10 protein-coding genes are annotated in these 15,814 nt (G+C 70.2%); 9 read left to right on the top strand and 1 reads right to left on the bottom strand.

Annotation, left to right across the window (positions count from 1 at the left end; all coding sequences use genetic code 11):
- Positions 1 to 297 precede the first annotated feature (297 nt).
- Positions 298 to 3,561 carry a BTAD domain-containing putative transcriptional regulator gene (locus tag ACLQ27_RS06035; RefSeq protein ID WP_425865871.1) on the bottom strand — a complete coding sequence of 1,088 codons (3,264 nt, stop codon included), beginning with the start codon at positions 3,559 to 3,561 and terminating at the stop codon, positions 298 to 300.
- 630 nt (positions 3,562 to 4,191) lie between these two features.
- Here ACLQ27_RS06035 and ACLQ27_RS06030 point away from each other — a divergent pair.
- The 9 genes from ACLQ27_RS06030 (at position 4,192) to ACLQ27_RS05990 (ending at position 15,777) form a co-directional block, all read left to right on the top strand.
- Positions 4,192 to 4,626: a hypothetical protein gene (locus ACLQ27_RS06030; RefSeq protein ID WP_357574214.1), complete on the top strand. Its 435-nt coding sequence runs from the start codon at positions 4,192 to 4,194 to the stop codon at positions 4,624 to 4,626.
- Between the two features lie 10 nt (positions 4,627 to 4,636).
- The gene (locus ACLQ27_RS06025; RefSeq protein ID WP_357492855.1) at positions 4,637 to 5,179 is read left to right on the top strand and encodes a MauE/DoxX family redox-associated membrane protein; all 543 of its coding nucleotides are present in this window, start codon (positions 4,637 to 4,639) and stop codon (positions 5,177 to 5,179) included.
- Complete coding sequence (locus tag ACLQ27_RS06020) at positions 5,146 to 5,709, top strand: hypothetical protein (protein WP_357492853.1); 564 nt, start codon at positions 5,146 to 5,148, stop codon at positions 5,707 to 5,709. Before ACLQ27_RS06025 ends, ACLQ27_RS06020 begins: the two co-directional genes overlap by 34 nt.
- Positions 5,706 to 6,065: a hypothetical protein gene (locus ACLQ27_RS06015; protein ID WP_357492851.1), complete on the top strand. Its 360-nt coding sequence runs from the start codon at positions 5,706 to 5,708 to the stop codon at positions 6,063 to 6,065. The genes ACLQ27_RS06020 and ACLQ27_RS06015 overlap by 4 nt, the downstream gene beginning before the upstream one ends.
- A gap of 92 nt (positions 6,066 to 6,157) precedes the next feature.
- On the top strand, positions 6,158 to 6,730 hold the full coding sequence (locus tag ACLQ27_RS06010; RefSeq protein ID WP_357492849.1) for a hypothetical protein: 573 nt from the start codon (positions 6,158 to 6,160) through the stop codon (positions 6,728 to 6,730).
- A 196-nt stretch (positions 6,731 to 6,926) separates the two neighbouring features.
- Positions 6,927 to 7,637, top strand: a complete 711-nt coding sequence (locus tag ACLQ27_RS06005; protein ID WP_425865870.1) for a ThuA domain-containing protein — start codon at positions 6,927 to 6,929, stop codon at positions 7,635 to 7,637.
- Positions 7,607 to 8,725 carry a Gfo/Idh/MocA family protein gene (locus ACLQ27_RS06000; protein ID WP_425865869.1) on the top strand — a complete coding sequence of 373 codons (1,119 nt, stop codon included), beginning with the start codon at positions 7,607 to 7,609 and terminating at the stop codon, positions 8,723 to 8,725. The genes ACLQ27_RS06005 and ACLQ27_RS06000 overlap by 31 nt, the downstream gene beginning before the upstream one ends.
- 288 nt (positions 8,726 to 9,013) lie before the next feature.
- The gene (locus tag ACLQ27_RS05995) at positions 9,014 to 15,319 is read left to right on the top strand and encodes an RHS repeat-associated core domain-containing protein (RefSeq protein ID WP_425865868.1); all 6,306 of its coding nucleotides are present in this window, start codon (positions 9,014 to 9,016) and stop codon (positions 15,317 to 15,319) included.
- On the top strand, positions 15,310 to 15,777 hold the full coding sequence (locus tag ACLQ27_RS05990; protein ID WP_357492841.1) for a hypothetical protein: 468 nt from the start codon (positions 15,310 to 15,312) through the stop codon (positions 15,775 to 15,777). The genes ACLQ27_RS05995 and ACLQ27_RS05990 overlap by 10 nt, the downstream gene beginning before the upstream one ends.
- The last annotated feature ends 37 nt before the right edge of the window (positions 15,778 to 15,814 follow it).

Here is a 15,814-nt window from a genome sequence, read left to right as displayed (position 1 = left end):
CCGCCTGTCGTCGTCGCGGTGCCCACCCGCCGCGGGGGCGAGAGCGGATCGCCGGCGGCCAGGGCGGCCGGCGACGTCGTCGATGCATCTCGTCAGTCCCGAACGACGGGGGGTCGTTCCGCTGCGAATAACAGCCGACAGCGCTGAGCCGGCGCTGATTTCTCGCTGAGGTGGCGATCGGACGGGCGGACGTCGAGGGCGCGAGCCATGGTTGCTCCGCACGGAATACTGTTCGGTGCCGGACTCGCAGTCGAGGCGTCGCGATCGAACTTGAGAGAGTCTTGATCGGCGGCCCGGCTAGCCGAGCGGTGCCGCCTCGGCGGCGCCGATCTTCCGGAACAGCTCGTGTGCCGCCCGCCACCGGGTCTGAGCCGCCGACGGACGGCCCAGCGCCGCGTAGGCGCTGCCGACGGTCATCAACGTGCGGGCGTACGCGAGACGTTGCCCGGCCCGGCGTTGGACGCGCAGCGCCTGGCGGCCCTCGACGAGGCACCCCTCGGGATCGCCGAGGCCCAGTCTCGCGGCGGCGAGGCGACTGCGCGCCTGACCGGCCACCAGCCGGTACCCGCCGGCGCGGGCCGCCGCTATCGCACCTGTGGCGTGCTCGTGGGCGCTGTCGAACTCCTTGGCGGCCGCGCTGAGATCGGAGAGCAGCATCAGCGCCTCGACCCGGGCGCGCTCGTTGCCGGTCCGATCCGCCAGGTCACGCACCAGATCGAGCCGGCTGCTCGCCTCCGCCAGTCGGTTCTGCCGCAGCAGTACCTCGGCGAGCGCGGCCTGGGTGACCACCTCCAGCCGGCCGTCCGGCAGTCCCTGGACGATGTCGAGGCCGAGGTGGAGCACCTCCTCGGCCTCCGCGTAGCGTCCCGCGTCACCGTGCACGCGGCCGAGCGTGGTGAGCGAAGCGGCCTCCTCGTGCCGGGCGCCGATCGACCGGCCGACGCGCACCGCCTCCTCCGCTGCCGTCCGTGCCTCGTCGAGCCGGCCGAGCTCGCGGGCCACCAGCGCGAGGTTCTCGCTGGCCACTGCGGCGCCCAGATGTTGGCCGGTGGCACGCAGCAACCTCATCGCCAGTTCGCCGTGCCGCGCGGCCGCGGCCAGTTCGCCCACCTCCTCGCAGGCGGCCGCCAGGTTTGCCAGCGTGCCGGCCTCGGCTCGGCGGTCGCCGATCTCCCGATCGATGACCAGGGCCTGCTCGAACCGGCTGATCGCGGCCCGGGGCCGGCCCAGCTGGGCCAGTGCGATGCCGATGCTGCAGTGTGCCGCCGAGGCCCCGACCTGCCAATCGGCTCGGGCGGCGAGCGCCGCGACCGCCTCGTACTCGGCGCGGGCGGCGCGCAGATCGCCGGTACGCCAGTTCAGCAGTCCCAGGCTTTGTCGCATCACCGCCTCGCCGCGCAGGTCGCCGTCGCGGCGGGCCGCTTTGAGTCCGGTCCGGGCGATCGACCGCCACTGGCTCAGCGGCGTCCGCATGCGGAGGAAGTCGTACAGGACGTGGGCGAGTTGCCACGCCATCCGGTCTCGGCCGTCGGCGGCCGCGTGTTCCAGCGCCGCCACCAGGTTCGCCGTTTCCGCAACGAGCCATTCGCGGGCGTGTGCCTGATCGTCGAGCTCAGGGATCCGTACGCCGGTCGGCGGTGGATCCGGCGGCAGCCGTAGCCGCGACGGGCCGTTCAGCGCGGCACTGGCCCGGGCGACAGCATGTAGGTAGAAGTGCAGCAGCCGGTGCACGGCTGCGGCATTGTCGGCCGCGTCGCCATGTTCGGCGGCGAGCTGTGCTCCGTACTCGAGCAGCAGGTCGTGGCTGACGATCCGGGTTGCCCGGGTGATTCGGATCAGGTGCAGTCGGGCGAGGGTGTCGATGAGCGGTTCGAGGTCGTCGCAGGGCAGGCCGGTCAACGCCGCGGCTGCGGGCACAGCGAGGCCGGCCGGTGCCGGCACCAGCCCGAGCAGCCGGAACACCCGGCCCGCCGGGGGCGGGAGCGCCTGGTACGACAGCTCGAACGCGGCCCGGACGGCGGTGCTGTCGTCACCCTCGACCCGCAGCTGCGCGACCCGGCCCCGCGCGATCAGCTCGTCGAGGTGCCTGCGCACGCTCACGTGCGCCCGGTCGGCCAGGCGGGCGCCGGCGATGCGCAGGGCCAGCGGTAGGTGCCCGCAGATCTCGGCCAACTCCCGAGCAGCGGCCGGGTCGGCGTTGATCCGCTCGGCCCCCGCGGTGCCGACGAGCAGTTCCACCGCGTCAGCGGCAGGTAGGACGTCGAGAGTGAGCCGAGCGGCACCGTCCCGGGCGACCAGGCCGCTGAGCCTGTCCCGGCTGGTCACCACCACCAGGCAGTCCGGGCAGCCCGGAATGAGTGGCCGCACCTGGTCGGCGTCGGCAACGTTGTCCAGTACCAGCAGGACGCGCCGACCGGCGAGCGTCGAACGGTACAGCGCGACCTGCGCGTCCGGCTCGGCCGGTATCCGGTCGGCGGTGACGCCCAGCGCGTCCAGCAGCAGCGGCAGCGCCTCACCGGGGGTCCGGCGTGGACGAGGGTGGAACCCGCGCATGTCCACGAACAGATGTCCGTCCGGGAAGTGGTGGTGGACGTCGTGCGCCCACCGCACCGCCAGGCTGGTCTTCCCGGCCCCCGCTGGGCCGCAGACGACGGCGACCGGTGCCGTCCGCTCCTTGCGCACCTCGTCGAGGACGGCCAGTTCGCGTTGGCGGCCGACGAAGCCGGGTGTGGCCGCCGGCAGTTGCCGCGGCACAACGCCCGTCGGTTCCCGCACCAGTTGGACCGCGGGTTCCGCGGCGGGCTCGGTGCCGGCGAGCATTGCGCGATAGGCCCGCTGGAGCTCCTCGCCCGGCTCGATGCCGAGCCTCTCGACCAGGTTCTCGCGGACCCGACGGAACAGGGTCAGCGCGTCGACCCGACGGCCGCACCGGTGCAGTGCGATGAGCACTGCCAGCGCCAGACGCTCCCGGGCCGGATTGTCAGCGATGAGGTCGGACAGATCGTCGACGATGTCACCGTACCGGCCCAGTCGGAGGTCGAGGTCGGCTCGCAGCTCGACCGCCGCGAACCGTTCCTCGTTCAGCTGCGGGGCGACGAGTTCGTCCAGCCACGGGCCGGCGACGTCCGCCAACGCCGGCCCCCGCCATCGGCGCAGAGCGCGGTCGACCAGCTCACGAGCCCGCTGCGGCTCGCACGTGCGGGCGGACCGCAGGAGATCCCGAAAGTCGTGCAGATCCACCGCGGACCGGTCGACGGTCAGCCGATAGCCGGTCCCCACCCCCACGAGCTGGGCCGTGCGGGACGGCTGGTCGACCGAGTTGAGCAGGGCCCGTAGTCGGGAGACGCAGCCCTGCACCGCGTTCCGAGCCGATGCGGGCGGTGCCGTGCCCCACAGTGCCGTCACCAGGCGGTTGATGGGAACGATGTTTCCGCACTCCAACGCCAGCATGGCCAGCACGGTGCGTTGCTGCGCGGCCGACGGGCCCAGGAGTCGGCTGCCGTGCCACACGCCGACCGGACCCAGCAGCCGGATCTGCAGGCCGTCCTCCACTTGGTCCACGCCCGGTCCGATCCGTAGGAATCCACGTTGCCGGAAATGATCTCACCATCGACGCGCCCTCAACGGCCCATCGACGCCCGGTTTTGAATCAGCCATCCGTGTCGTGGGTCACGCTCTCGCCGAGGCGTCTCAACGCTCTCCGGGACCTTGTGTCCACAACAGACGGACCGGCGCGGTGCGCCGCCACGGGTCGCGGCAGCTTCGGTCAAGATCTGTTCAAGAACACCGCCGAAGCCTGGACCCCTGAATTGGTCTCTTGAAACGGTGATGCACGTGGATCTGAGCAGCATCGATGTCCGGAGACGCATCGACGCTGCCGATCCTCCGGACGCCGTCGTCACCACCTCGAAGAGCACCGCCGTGTCAGGACCATCCGGAGCGCACTGGGGGAGCGCCGGGGGTCGATCAGCAGCACGGTCGAGGCGACCCCTGCGGGGTGGTCGACCGAGTAGCCCCCAGTCCCGCCGCGGCGTCGCTCCGGACCCGCGGGTTCGCGCTCGATTCGGGCGCCGACACCGGTAGATCGTCCTCATCGACCAGACCCGAGGAGTACGCATGAACCAGGAAAAGGGACTATCGCGGCGGCAGATCCTCCGCGTTGGTGCCGTGGTGGGATCGACAGTCGCTGTCGTGGCCGTCACGGGCGAGTCGGCATCGGCCGACCCGGGGACGGATGCGGCACAGGCCGGCTCGCGCGGTGAGCTGGCCCGCGTGTCAGCGGTGGCGGCCGGCGGCGCCGTGGTGGGTACGCCGAAGGTGGCGAACCGCACCGCGATCCGGGCCGCGGAGCGTGTCCCGTTCGCCGGCTTCCCGGACGGGATCACCCCACGACCGGGCGACCTGGTCACCGTGACCGACCTGTGGCCCGACCTCGCAGTGGCCGCCGTGCCGGTGGTGCACTGGGTGACCGGAGTGCCGAAGCGCGACGGCAGCGGCTATGCGGTCGCGGGCCAGCGGCTGGCCGCCTCGCCGTTGCTCGACAAGCGGACCGCACGGCGTGTGCGGGTCTGTGTCCTGGACACAGAACTGGCCGACGCCCAGGTCCTCGCGGTCGTCCCGGCCTGAGCTGGTGCCGATGATCGACGCAACGGTGCGGATCGTCGCGGCGGCTGTCCTGCTCTACACGGCGGGTCAGAAGCTCGCCGCGCCCATCGCCTTCCGTCGCACGCTCGTCGCGCTCAGGATGCCGCGTCCGCGCGTCCTGGCCCTGCTGGTCAGCGGCGTGGAGCTGGTCACCGCGGTCCTCCTGCTGACCGCACCGCGCTCCTGGGTGACCGCGGGCCTGGTGGTCGCGCTCGGCGCGTCGTTCGCAGGCGCGGCGTCGATCGCGCTGGCACGGGGCGCCTCGGTGCGCTGTGCCTGCTTCGGCGGCAGGTCCGAGGCGAAGCTCGGTTGGACGCAGCTCGCGCTGCTCCCGATCTGGCTCGCCGTCGCCTGGACGGCGCACCGCGACTCATCGGATCTGCTCGTCGGTCCGGACGCCGTCGCGGTGACGGCGCTGGTGCTGTGCCTGGCGACCGTCGTCCGTCAGCTGTTGCCTCTGGCCCTGCGGAGCTGGAGCTACCTCAAAGTGTTGGAGAGTCAATGGGCTTCCTCTGGGTCGTCGTCGCCGCATTGAGCGTGCTGATGGGGATCTGCGTGTTGGCGCTGATCGACCAATATCAAACCCTCGAACTGATCCGTACGTCCCTCAAGCTCGAAGACAACCCGTCGCCGATCCCGATCCCGATGGACGACTCGATCAGGCCCTCCCTGGTCGGGCTCCCGGCACGGCTCGATGCGCAGCCGCATCTCGCGCTGCTCTTCCTGTCCGTGTCCTGCACGACCTGCCGGTCGATCGCGGAGGGCCTGCGCCGCAAAGACCTGGAACTGGTGTGGATCGTCCTGCAGCAGGCGCATTCCGAGCAGGAGGGCCGCGCCTGGCTCGAAGGACTGAACATGCCGATCGACCGGGCGACCATCGATGTCGACGAGAACGTCGCACGGGCGATCGGCATCGACACCGTCCCGTCGGTGGTCCTCTACCGCTCGGGTGAGGCCTTCCTGGCCCAGACACTGCCCTCATTCCGGCAGCTGCAACCGCTGTTGAACCCCCGCACCGTCCCGTCCCGCCTGCCCGTCGCCAAGGAAGGAACCGTACGGCTATGACCGATCAGATGGAGTGTGTGACACCGACCGAGACGGCGGTGCTCACCGACCGCCGCCCCAGCCGCCGATTCGCGCTCATGGGCGCGGCCTCCGCGGTCGTCGCCGGCCTGGCCACCGTGCTGAAGGCCTCCCCGGCGGTGGCCGACTGCCTGGGGTCGCCCTGCTGCTCGCTGGCCAGCTGCACCCGGTGCCACTACGCGGTCGAACCCGATCGCTACACCTGCCCGTCAGGCTATTACCGCACATTCTGGACCTGCACCAGCGGCGGCCGCACGTACGGCTGCGGTGAGTGCAGCAAGAGCAAGACCTCGTGCTGGTCCGGTCCCTTCGCCTGCTCGATCTGGTACGTATGGTAGTTCTGTGGACGATCGCGCTCGCCGCGGTGGCGGGCTTCGCCCAGCTCTTCAGCCCTTGAGGCCAGTCCTTCATCGGAGTCATCCGCCCCTTCGTGCAAGGGGACTCGTCCCGTCTCGTCCGAAGCGGTCTGCGCTTCGTCGCCGTGCTGTCCGTCGCGCACATCGCCATGGCGGGCTTCGTCACCGCGTCGCTGTACCAGGTCGGCACACTGTTCGCCGGGCGGCTCGACGCCCAGCTCACAGCGGGGCTGTGCCTCGTGGCGGCACTGGTGGCGGCGTGCTTCGACGTACACGCGATTCGGACGGACTCGTACGCCCCCGGGCTTCGTCGACAGACGTCCAAGGAGCTGGGCCATCGGGAGAACATCCCGTGGTGGGTTCCGCCGATGATCTGGGGTCTGGACACCGGGCTCATGTGGAGCACGTTCCGGGTGTCGGCGACGACCTGGGTGGTGCTGGTGGCGGCGTTGCTCAACGTCGCTCCGCAGTGGAGCGGGCTGGTGTTCGGCGGCGCGTTCACCGGTCCACTGGTCGTGGCGATTCTCGCCGGTCGTGGAAGCGTGAGTGACCTGGGGCGTCCCGGGCCACGGCGGCTGGTGCAGTCCGCGGCGGTCGCCACGGCGTTGCTACCGGCCATGGTGGTGATCGTGACGTCCGCGATCTGAGGTTCGGTCGGGGCCCGACATGGGCCCCGGCCGAACCGGCGCGACCCCGTCCACACCCCGCGACCGCTCCGCGACTCCGGCTTTTGCCCGCGACCACGGGTACGGTTTCTGTGCTCGACAAGCACCGACACCGATGGCACGCCGTCGGGGCGGCAACGACCGGCCCGGTGGCGACGGAGCGTGGAAGGGAGCGCGGGTGGCGCAGCCGAGAGCACTCGTGGTTCGGGGCGGCTGGGAGGGGCACCAGCCGGTCAAGGCGACGGAGTTGTTCATCCCCTTCCTTGAACGGAGCGGCTATGCCGTACGGGTCGAGGAGTCGACGGAGATCTACGCCGATGCCGCCGAGATGGCCGCCACCGACCTGGTCGTGCAGTGCATGACGATGTCGCAGATCACCGCGGACGAGGTGGCGGGCCTGAGCGCGGCGGTCATCGCCGGTACGGGCTTCACTGGCTGGCACGGCGGGATCGTGGACGCGTTCCGCGCGTCGTCGGAGTACCTGCATCTGGTGGGCGGCCAGTTCGCGACCCACCCCGGTAAGGAGCCGTGCGAGCGTCACGGCGGCCCGGAGGACAACTTCCTGCCGCACACCGTGCGCATCACCGACCTCGGCCGGGAGCATCCGATCACCGCGGGAATCGAGGACTTCGACCTGGTCACCGAGCAGTACTGGGTGCTGCACGACGACCTGATCGACGTCCTGGCCGTCACCACCCACCCCACGCGGGCGTGGCATCCATGGCACCGGCCGGTCACCTCGCCGGCGATCTGGACCCGGCGCTGGGGTGCCGGGCGCGTCGTCGTGACGACACCGGGGCACAGCCTCGACGTGCTGGAGCACGCGGACGTTCGTACCGTCATCGAGAGGGGGATGGTGTGGGCGAGCCGCACCGCGTCGGAATCGTAGGTCTCGGGGTCATCTCCCGCGCGTACCTCGACACCCTCGCGAACCACCCGGCGGTGAACATCGTCGCGCTGGCCGACCTCGACGCCTCCCGGTCGGCCGCGGCGGCGGCCGCGATTCCCGGCGCCGAGTCGATGGGCGTCGAGCGTCTGCTCGCTCGCCCGGACGTGCAGACGGTTCTCAACCTCACGATCCCCGCGGCGCACGCCGAGATCTCACTCGGCGCGATCGAGGCGGGCAGGAACGTGTACGTCGAGAAGCCTCTGGCCGTGACGATCCCGGACGGTCGCTCGATCATCGAACGTGCCTCCTCGGCGGGCGTCCACGTCGGGTGCGCGCCGGACACCGTCCTGGGCACCGGTACGCAGACGGCGCGGGCGGCGATCGACGGGGGGCTCATCGGACGCCCGCTGTCGGCGACGGCTGTGATGGTCACACCGGGGCACGAGCGCTGGCATCCCCACCCCGACTTCTACTACGCCCCGGGCGGGGGGCCGTTGCTGGACATGGGGCCGTACTACATCTCGGCGCTGATCCACCTGCTCGGGCCGGTTCGCGCGGTCGTCGGAGCGGCCAGCCGCCTGCGCGCCGAGCGTGTCATCGGCTCGGGTCCCCGAAACGGCCAGCGCATTCCGGCGCAGGTGGACACTCACGTGACAGGTGTGCTTGAGCATGCCAACGGAGCGCTCTCCACCATCACCACGAGCTTCGACGGCGTCGCGACGACTGCCGCGCCGATCGAGGTGCACGGAGAGACCGGCACGCTCGCCGTACCCGATCCGAACACCTTCGACGGGGACGTTCGCGTCTTTCCGCTGGGCGGCACCGGGTGGCGCGTTCTCGAACCGCGGGCCGGTTACGTCGAGGGCTCCCGCGGCATCGGGCTGATCGATCTGGTCAGCGCCGACGGTCAACGGTCGCCCCGCGCCGGCGGCGACGTCGCTCTGCACGTCCTCGAAACGATGACCTCGCTGCTCGCCTCGGCGGCCGAGGGCCGGCGGATCGAGCTGACGACTGTGGTGCAGCGGCCGACGCCGGTTCCGCTCACTCCGGTGCACGACTGGAGGGAAAGCCACGCGTACGGACGCTGACGTGCGCCGTACGGTCCGGCTGACATCCCCGCGCGCGGCAGGCGCGGACGACCGCCACGGCTGGCGATCCGGCGGCCGGCCCTCGGCCGAATCACCCTGTGTGACCAGGATGGACAGACGGTTCCCAAGACCTTACAGTTCGCCAACTGGTTCAGCTTCATCACGGGGGATGCGATGGCGCCGGATAGATCAATGCTGCCCACATCACGTTCAGGTTCGCACCGTGCCGCGGCGGCACTGCTGAGCGGTGCCCTGGTCGTCTCGGTCCTGGTGGCCCCGCCTGATGCGGTGGCCAAACCGAAACCGCACCTGTCGGCCCAGCAGGAGGCGTTGGATTCCGACGGCGGGCCCGCCACCGGGCGGGCGTGGCCGGCAAAGGCGGCGCGCAACGCCCAGCTCGCCGCTCCGGTGTGGCCGAAACCCGGCCGGGCAACAGTCACGCTGCCCGAAGCAGGCGTGGGCCAGCGGCAGAGCGCCGCCCCCGCCGTGCGCGCCGGCGCCCTGCCCGTCACGGTGCGCCGGGCCGGCGGGCCGCGCGGAGAGCGGACCGGCGCGGTGGCGGTCGAGCTGCTCGACCGTTCCGCAGTGCCGCAGCAGTGGCGTGACGGCCTGCTGATGCGCGTCAGTGGCACCGCCGCGAAGACCGAGGGCGACGCGGCAGCCGGTTCCGGCGCCGCAGCGGTCTCGGTGGACTACCGCGAATTCCGCAACGCCATCGGCGGCAGCTGGTCGTCCCGGCTGCGTCTGTGGCAGGTGCCCGAATGCGCCCTGCAGGACCGGCCGGCGCCCGGCTGCGTCGCCACGCCGATGCCGTCGGTCAACAAGGACGGCCAGGTGAGCGCGGAGGTGCCCGTGCCGGTGGCGGCGCCCGGCGCCCGTTCCGCCGGCTCCACTCTCGTCGCGCTCGCGGCTGGTGCCGCCGGGTCTGAGGGTGACTACACCGCCACCTCGCTCACACCGTCAGCCACCTGGTCCGCGGGCGGCGCGACGGGTGACTTCAACTGGTCGTATCCGATGAAGATGCCCCCGGCGATCGCCGGCCCGGTGCCGACGTTCTCCCTCAGCTACTCGTCGGCAGCGATGGATGGCAAGTCCGGCGTCGACAACAACCAGCCGACCTGGGTCGGTGAGGGGTTCGACCTGTGGGGCGGCTACATCGAGCGCAAGTACGTCGGCTGTGGCGAAGACATGACCAACAGCAACAGCAGCAAGAAGACCGGTGACCAGTGCTGGCGGTCGGACAACGCCACCCTGTCGTTGAACGGGCGCGGCTCCGAGCTGGTGTACGAGGCCGGCAAGGGCTGGCGTACCCGCAGCGAGGACGGTTCGAAGATCGAGAAGGTCACCGGCGGCAGCAACGGTGACGACAACGGGGAGTACTGGAAGGTCACCACGCCCGACGGTGTCCAGTACTTCTTCGGCCTGCACGGCCTGCCCGGCCAGTCGGCCAAGACCAACTCGACGTGGACCGTGCCGGTGGCCGGGAACCAGAGCGGCGAGCCGTGCCACAGCAGCTCCTTCACCGGCTCGTTCTGCAACCAGGCCTGGCGGTGGAACCTCGACTACGTGGTCGACCCCCGTGGCAACACGATGTCCTACTGGTACGGCACCGAGACCAACTACTACGGGCGCAACGCCACCAACACCGACAAGGCGTCCTACATTCGGGCCGGCACGCTCACGCGCATCGACTACGGCACGTGGGACCGGGGCTCCGCCGACCGGTCCGTGACGCCGACCGCCCAGGTGCTCTTCACCACTGCCGACCGCTGCGACGCCGACTGCGGCACGCACGACGCGGCGCATTGGAAGGACGTGCCGTGGGACCAGGAGTGCACCGCTGCCGCGGCGAACTGCAAGGAGAACTACTCACCCACCTACTGGTCGACGAAGCGACTGTCGAAGATCACCACCCAGGTCTGGGACACCACCAAGACCACCCCGGCCTGGCAGGGCGTGGACTCCTGGACCCTCACGCACACCTATCCGGCAGTCGGTGACGGCAGCGACCACGCCGGCATGTGGCTGAGCGCGATCGCGCACACCGGCCTGGCCGGCACGGCGGTCAGCATGCCGCCCGTGACGTTCGAGCCGGTGGCTCTGCGCAACCGCGTGCTGACGTCGAACAACACCACCAACAACCGGATGCGCATCGGCAACATCGTCACCGAGACCGGTGCCAAGATCCAGGTCACCTACAGCCTTCCGGACTGCTCGTCGGGCAACCTCCCCGCGACGACCTACGACAACACGAAGCGGTGCTATCCCGTCATCGGCGCCGACCCGTACGACCCGGACGGCCCGGACATCACCGAGTGGTGGCACAAGTACGTGGTCACCCAGATTTCCGAGTCCGACCTGATGGTGATGGTGAACGGCACCGACCACGGGCAGCCGGTGAAGAACACCTTCTACACCTACGTGGGCACGCCGGCCTGGCACTACGCCGACGACGACGGCCTGGTCAAGCCGAAGCGCAAGACGTGGAGCCAGTTCCGGGGATACGCGACTGTCGAGACCCGAACCGGCGACGCGCCGAACCAGACGCTGACCCGCACCACGTACCTGCGCGGCATGCACGGAGACCGCGCGACCATCTCGGGCGGCTCGCGGACCGTCCCGGTCGGCGCGTCGCTGGGCAGCGAGACGGTGTACGACGAGGACCAGTTCGCCGGCCTGGTCCGCGAGCAGGTGACCTACAACGGCGTCAGCACCAAGCCGGTCAGCAAGACCGTCAACGTGCCCTGGATGTCACCCGCACTGGCCTCCCGCACGATCAACGGGGACACGGTCACCGCCCGGTTCACCCGGACGATGACCACCTACTCGGCCACCGCGCTCGGGGTGGACGGGGCCAAGGGATGGCGCACCACCCGGTCGGAGTCCCGCTTCGACGACACCTACGGCACAACGACCTGGACCCAGGAGGACGGGGACACGGCGAAGACCGGCGACGAGAAGTGCACCACGTACAGCTACAACCGCAACACCGCCGCGAATCTCGTCGAGACCGTCAAGCAGACCACAGTCACGGCGCTGGCCTGCGGGGTGGCGCCGGCCGGGCCCGACGACGTCATCTCGGACGAGCGGAGCTACTACGACGGCGCGACGAGTGTCGGCACCGCCCCGACCAAGGGGCTGGTGACCAAGGTGGAGAGCCTGAAGGACTGGTCGAGCGCCAGCGGCACGGTCTGGCGGGTCAGCAGCGAGTCCGCCCATGACGCCTTCGGACGGCTGACCCGAAGCACCGACGATCGGGGCAACGTCACCACAAAGGCGTACCTACCGGCTTCCGGTGGACCGCTGCGGAAGCTGACCACGACCACCGCGGACCCCAACGGCGGCAGCGGCTGGGTCAGCACCATCGAGTCGGAGCCGTACCGGGGTTCGCCGGTGCGTACCACCGATCCCAACGGGCGGGTCACCGACATCGAGTACGACGCCCTCGGCCGTACCGCACAGGTCTGGAAGATCGGCTGGGCGAAGGCCGACCACCCGAACAGCCCTTCGGCGCGATACGACTACACCTTCGCCGCGGCGCGGAACGCCTACCCCTACACCACCAGCCGGACGTTGCACGCGGGCGGCGGGTACACCACGTCCTACCAGATCTTCGACGCGCTGCTACGGGCCCGACAGGTCCAGACGGCGGCCGTGGGCGGTGGTCGGGTCGTGACCGACACCCTGTACGACAAGGCCGGCCGGGCGGTCACCACCTACTCGGCCCACGCCGAACCGGGCACGCCGTCGGGCGCGCTCTGGTGGGAGCCGGAGTGGTCTGTTCCCGCGCTGACGAAGACCGTGTTCGACGGCGCCTCCCGGGCCACCGACCAGATCTTCTTCGGCACCGACGGGGTGACGAACCTGGTGGAGAAGTGGCGCACCACCACCGAGCACCTCGGTGACGCCACGACCGTCACTCCGCCCTCAGGAGGCGTACCGACCACGACCGTGGTGGACGCCCTGGGTCGTACCGTCGAACTTCGCCAGCTCGGGTCCAGCACGGTGACGACGCGCTACGCCTACGACCGCAAGGGAGAGCTGCGTACCGTCACCGATTCGCTGGGCAACGAGTGGCGGTACACGGTTGACATCCGGGGGCGCAAGACCGCCACCACCGATCCGGACAAGGGCACGAGCCTGAGCGAGTACAACGACTACGGCGACCTGGTGAAGAGCACCGACGCCCGTGGCGAGGTGCTCGTCTACGAATACGACAAGCTCGGCCGCAAGATCGGCATGTACGACGACCTGATCTCGGCCGGCACGAAGCGGGCCGAGTGGAAGTACGACCGGCTGTACACCGGTCAGACATTGCGGGGCCAGCTGGGCCAGAGCATCCGCTACGAGCCCGCGGGTTCGGCGAACGCCTACACCTACCGGGTGAACGGATACAACGACCGCTACCAGCCCACCGGTGCGCAGTACGTGGTTCCGGGCGTGGAAGGCACCGGCATCGCCGGAACGTACAACTACGGCTTCGGCTACTCGCCCTACACGGGTGACCCGACCTCGGTGACGCTGCCCGGCGCCAACGGGTTGACCACCGAGACGGTGACCACCCGGTACGACGCCACGACAGGTCTGCCCAGCGGACTGGACACCAACCTGATCAACGTGGGCGCCTACGTGATCGGCCAGCAGTACACCGCCTACGGCGAGCCGACGGTCACCACCCGGAAGATCAACGGCGGGGTGTACGTCGAGGACGCGGCGTACTACGACCTGACCACCCGCCGGCTCGAGCGGTACAAGGTGCAGCCCGAGACGGCAGCCGGAACGGTGCAGGACACCAGCTACGGCTACGACGCCGCCGGGAACATCCTCGCGGTCGCGGACGCGCCGCAGGTGGGTTCGGCGGACAGCCAGTGCTTCGGCTACGACTCGCTGCGCCGGTTGACCTCGGCGTGGTCGCCGAAGGCCGGGGTCGCCTGCGCGACGGCGCCTTCGACGGCGAACCTGGGCGGCCCGGCCCCGTACTGGCACGAGTGGAAGATCGACGACATCGGCAACCGTCGTACCGAGACCGTGCACACCGCGGGCGGTGACACGGTCCGCACCTACGGGGTGCCCGCCAGCGGCAAGGACCAGGTCCGCCCGCACGGACTGGATTCGGTGAGTACTGCCATCAACGCCGGCGCCGCGGTGACGACCCGGTACGGATACGACAGCACCGGCAACATGACCTGTCGCCCGACGGGTACCACCGCCAACACCTGCGACGCGGCCTACACCAACTCCCAGGCGTTGAGCTGGAACAGCGAGGGCAAGCTGGTCAGCGTGAGCACTGCTGGTCAGTCCGTCGAGTCGAACGTGTACGACGTCGACGGCAACCGGCTCGTCCGCCGGGACGCCACCGGCACCACCCTCTACCTGCCGGGCCAGGAGATCCGGCGGGCCAGCAACTCGACGACGTCCGCCGTCCGGTACTACACCTTCAGCGGCCGGACCGTGGCCAGCCGGGACGCCAACGGACTGACCTGGCTCTACTCCGATCACCAGGGCACTCAGCAGGTCAGCGTCGACGTGCTCAGCCAGCAGGTCTCCGTCCGGCGGCAGACCCCCTACGGCGATCCCCGTGGCAGCCAGCCACAGTGGCGCAACTCGAAGGGTTTCGTCGGCGGCGACAAGGACCCGACCGGCATGACCCACATCGGCGCCCGCGACTACGATCCCGGCCTCGGCCGCTTCGTGTCGGTGGACCCGGTCCAGGACCTCAAGGACCCGCAGCAGTTCCACGCCTACGCGTACGCGAACAACTCGCCGGTGACGGCCTCCGACCCGACGGGCACCATCCCGGAGGGCGTCTCGATGCAGGAGTACCAGCAGGACATCCTGCATGACGTCGAGAACCGCAAGCGGCTGGCTCGGGATCCCGTGCTCAACGGCTGGGGTGGACGTCGTCCACCGCGACTGACCAAGACGAAGGACTGGGAGAAGCAGTATCGCAAGGTCGTCGGGGCGACGATGTGGCGCAACCCGAGTGGTCCGGCGGCGTGGCTGCTGATGGCCGTCGAGTCGGCCCAGGAGGCGGACATCGACCCGCGGTGGCTGCTCGCGGTGCTGATGGCCGAGGTCGGCAACTCCGAGAAGTACGCGTCGATCGACCAGAACGTGCAGGCGGCCAGCGTGGTGGCCGACAAGTTGGGCATCTACGGCCCGTTGAAGGAGTTCGTCGGCAACGTGACGGGCTTCAAGAAGGGTGAGCAGGCGAACCCTCCGTCGATCGGTTGGGGCAACATCCAGCAGGAAGCGTTCGAGCAGACCAAGACGAATCACCCGGAGGCCCTGGGCGACCTCGACTGGTCCTCGCTGATCTGGCACAACGACCTCTCCATCAAGGTGACGGCGTACCGGCTGAAGGACACCACCGCCATGGCGGAGCGGACCGCCACCGCCGGAATGAAGGAGAAGTGGACGCCGCAGCAGGTGGGTGCCGGGATCTACAACGTCGGCGAGCGCAACTACAACGACGCTGTGGGGCAGGGTGGTGATCTGGGCCCGCGGGCGACGGTCTACGCCACGAGCATCGGTCGCTACTATCAGACGGCCGATCGGCTGGTCTGTTACTCCGGAGTGTTCACGTGTTCCTGACGTCGGTGCCCCGCCGGGCTCTGCTCGCGGTGACGGCCACGCTGCTGGCCGTCACCACGGCGGGCTGCGGCGACGACGGCAACGAGACCCAGCGGTACGCCGACCGCGTGCGGGTGGAGGGATTCACGCTGGTCAAGACGGCGTACTCGAACGGCGAAGGTCGGTCCTACCTCGGGCCGGCCGGCGAGGGCGTGCCCGCGGTCACCGCGCCGGGGCTCACCCTGAGCCCCGGCGGCACGGACCTGTCGTACCTGTTCTACGACTACCTGGCCACCGGCCAGGGCACCGACTCGGACACCGGCACCTGTCGGGTGACGGTGTACGAGATCCGGGACCGGACCAAGGCCGTGGACTACCTCGATGACGACCTGAACAGCAGCCAACAGCAGTCGGTGCGTGCGGGCACGTCGAGGGTCGTGCAGATCGACGTGCTCTGCGACGCGCAGGCCGACAAGTGACCCGGTGCGGGCCGGCGGGAAGCCGCCGGCCCGCACC

This window comes from Micromonospora sp. DT63, assembly GCF_049841615.1.
Taxonomy (GTDB): Bacteria; Actinomycetota; Actinomycetes; order Mycobacteriales; family Micromonosporaceae; genus Micromonospora.
The sequence above is the reverse complement of the archived record's forward strand: the minus strand, read 5'-3'. Positions and strand labels throughout refer to the sequence as shown.

Excerpts from the sequence above, each read along its gene's own strand:
- ACLQ27_RS06025 (WP_357492855.1), top strand. The coding sequence starts at position 4,637 with ATGATCGACGCAACGGTGCGGATCGTCGCGGCGGCTGTCCTGCTCTAC.
- ACLQ27_RS06020 (WP_357492853.1), top strand. The coding sequence starts at position 5,146 with ATGGGCTTCCTCTGGGTCGTCGTCGCCGCATTGAGCGTGCTGATGGGG.
- ACLQ27_RS06015 (WP_357492851.1), top strand. The coding sequence starts at position 5,706 with ATGACCGATCAGATGGAGTGTGTGACACCGACCGAGACGGCGGTGCTC.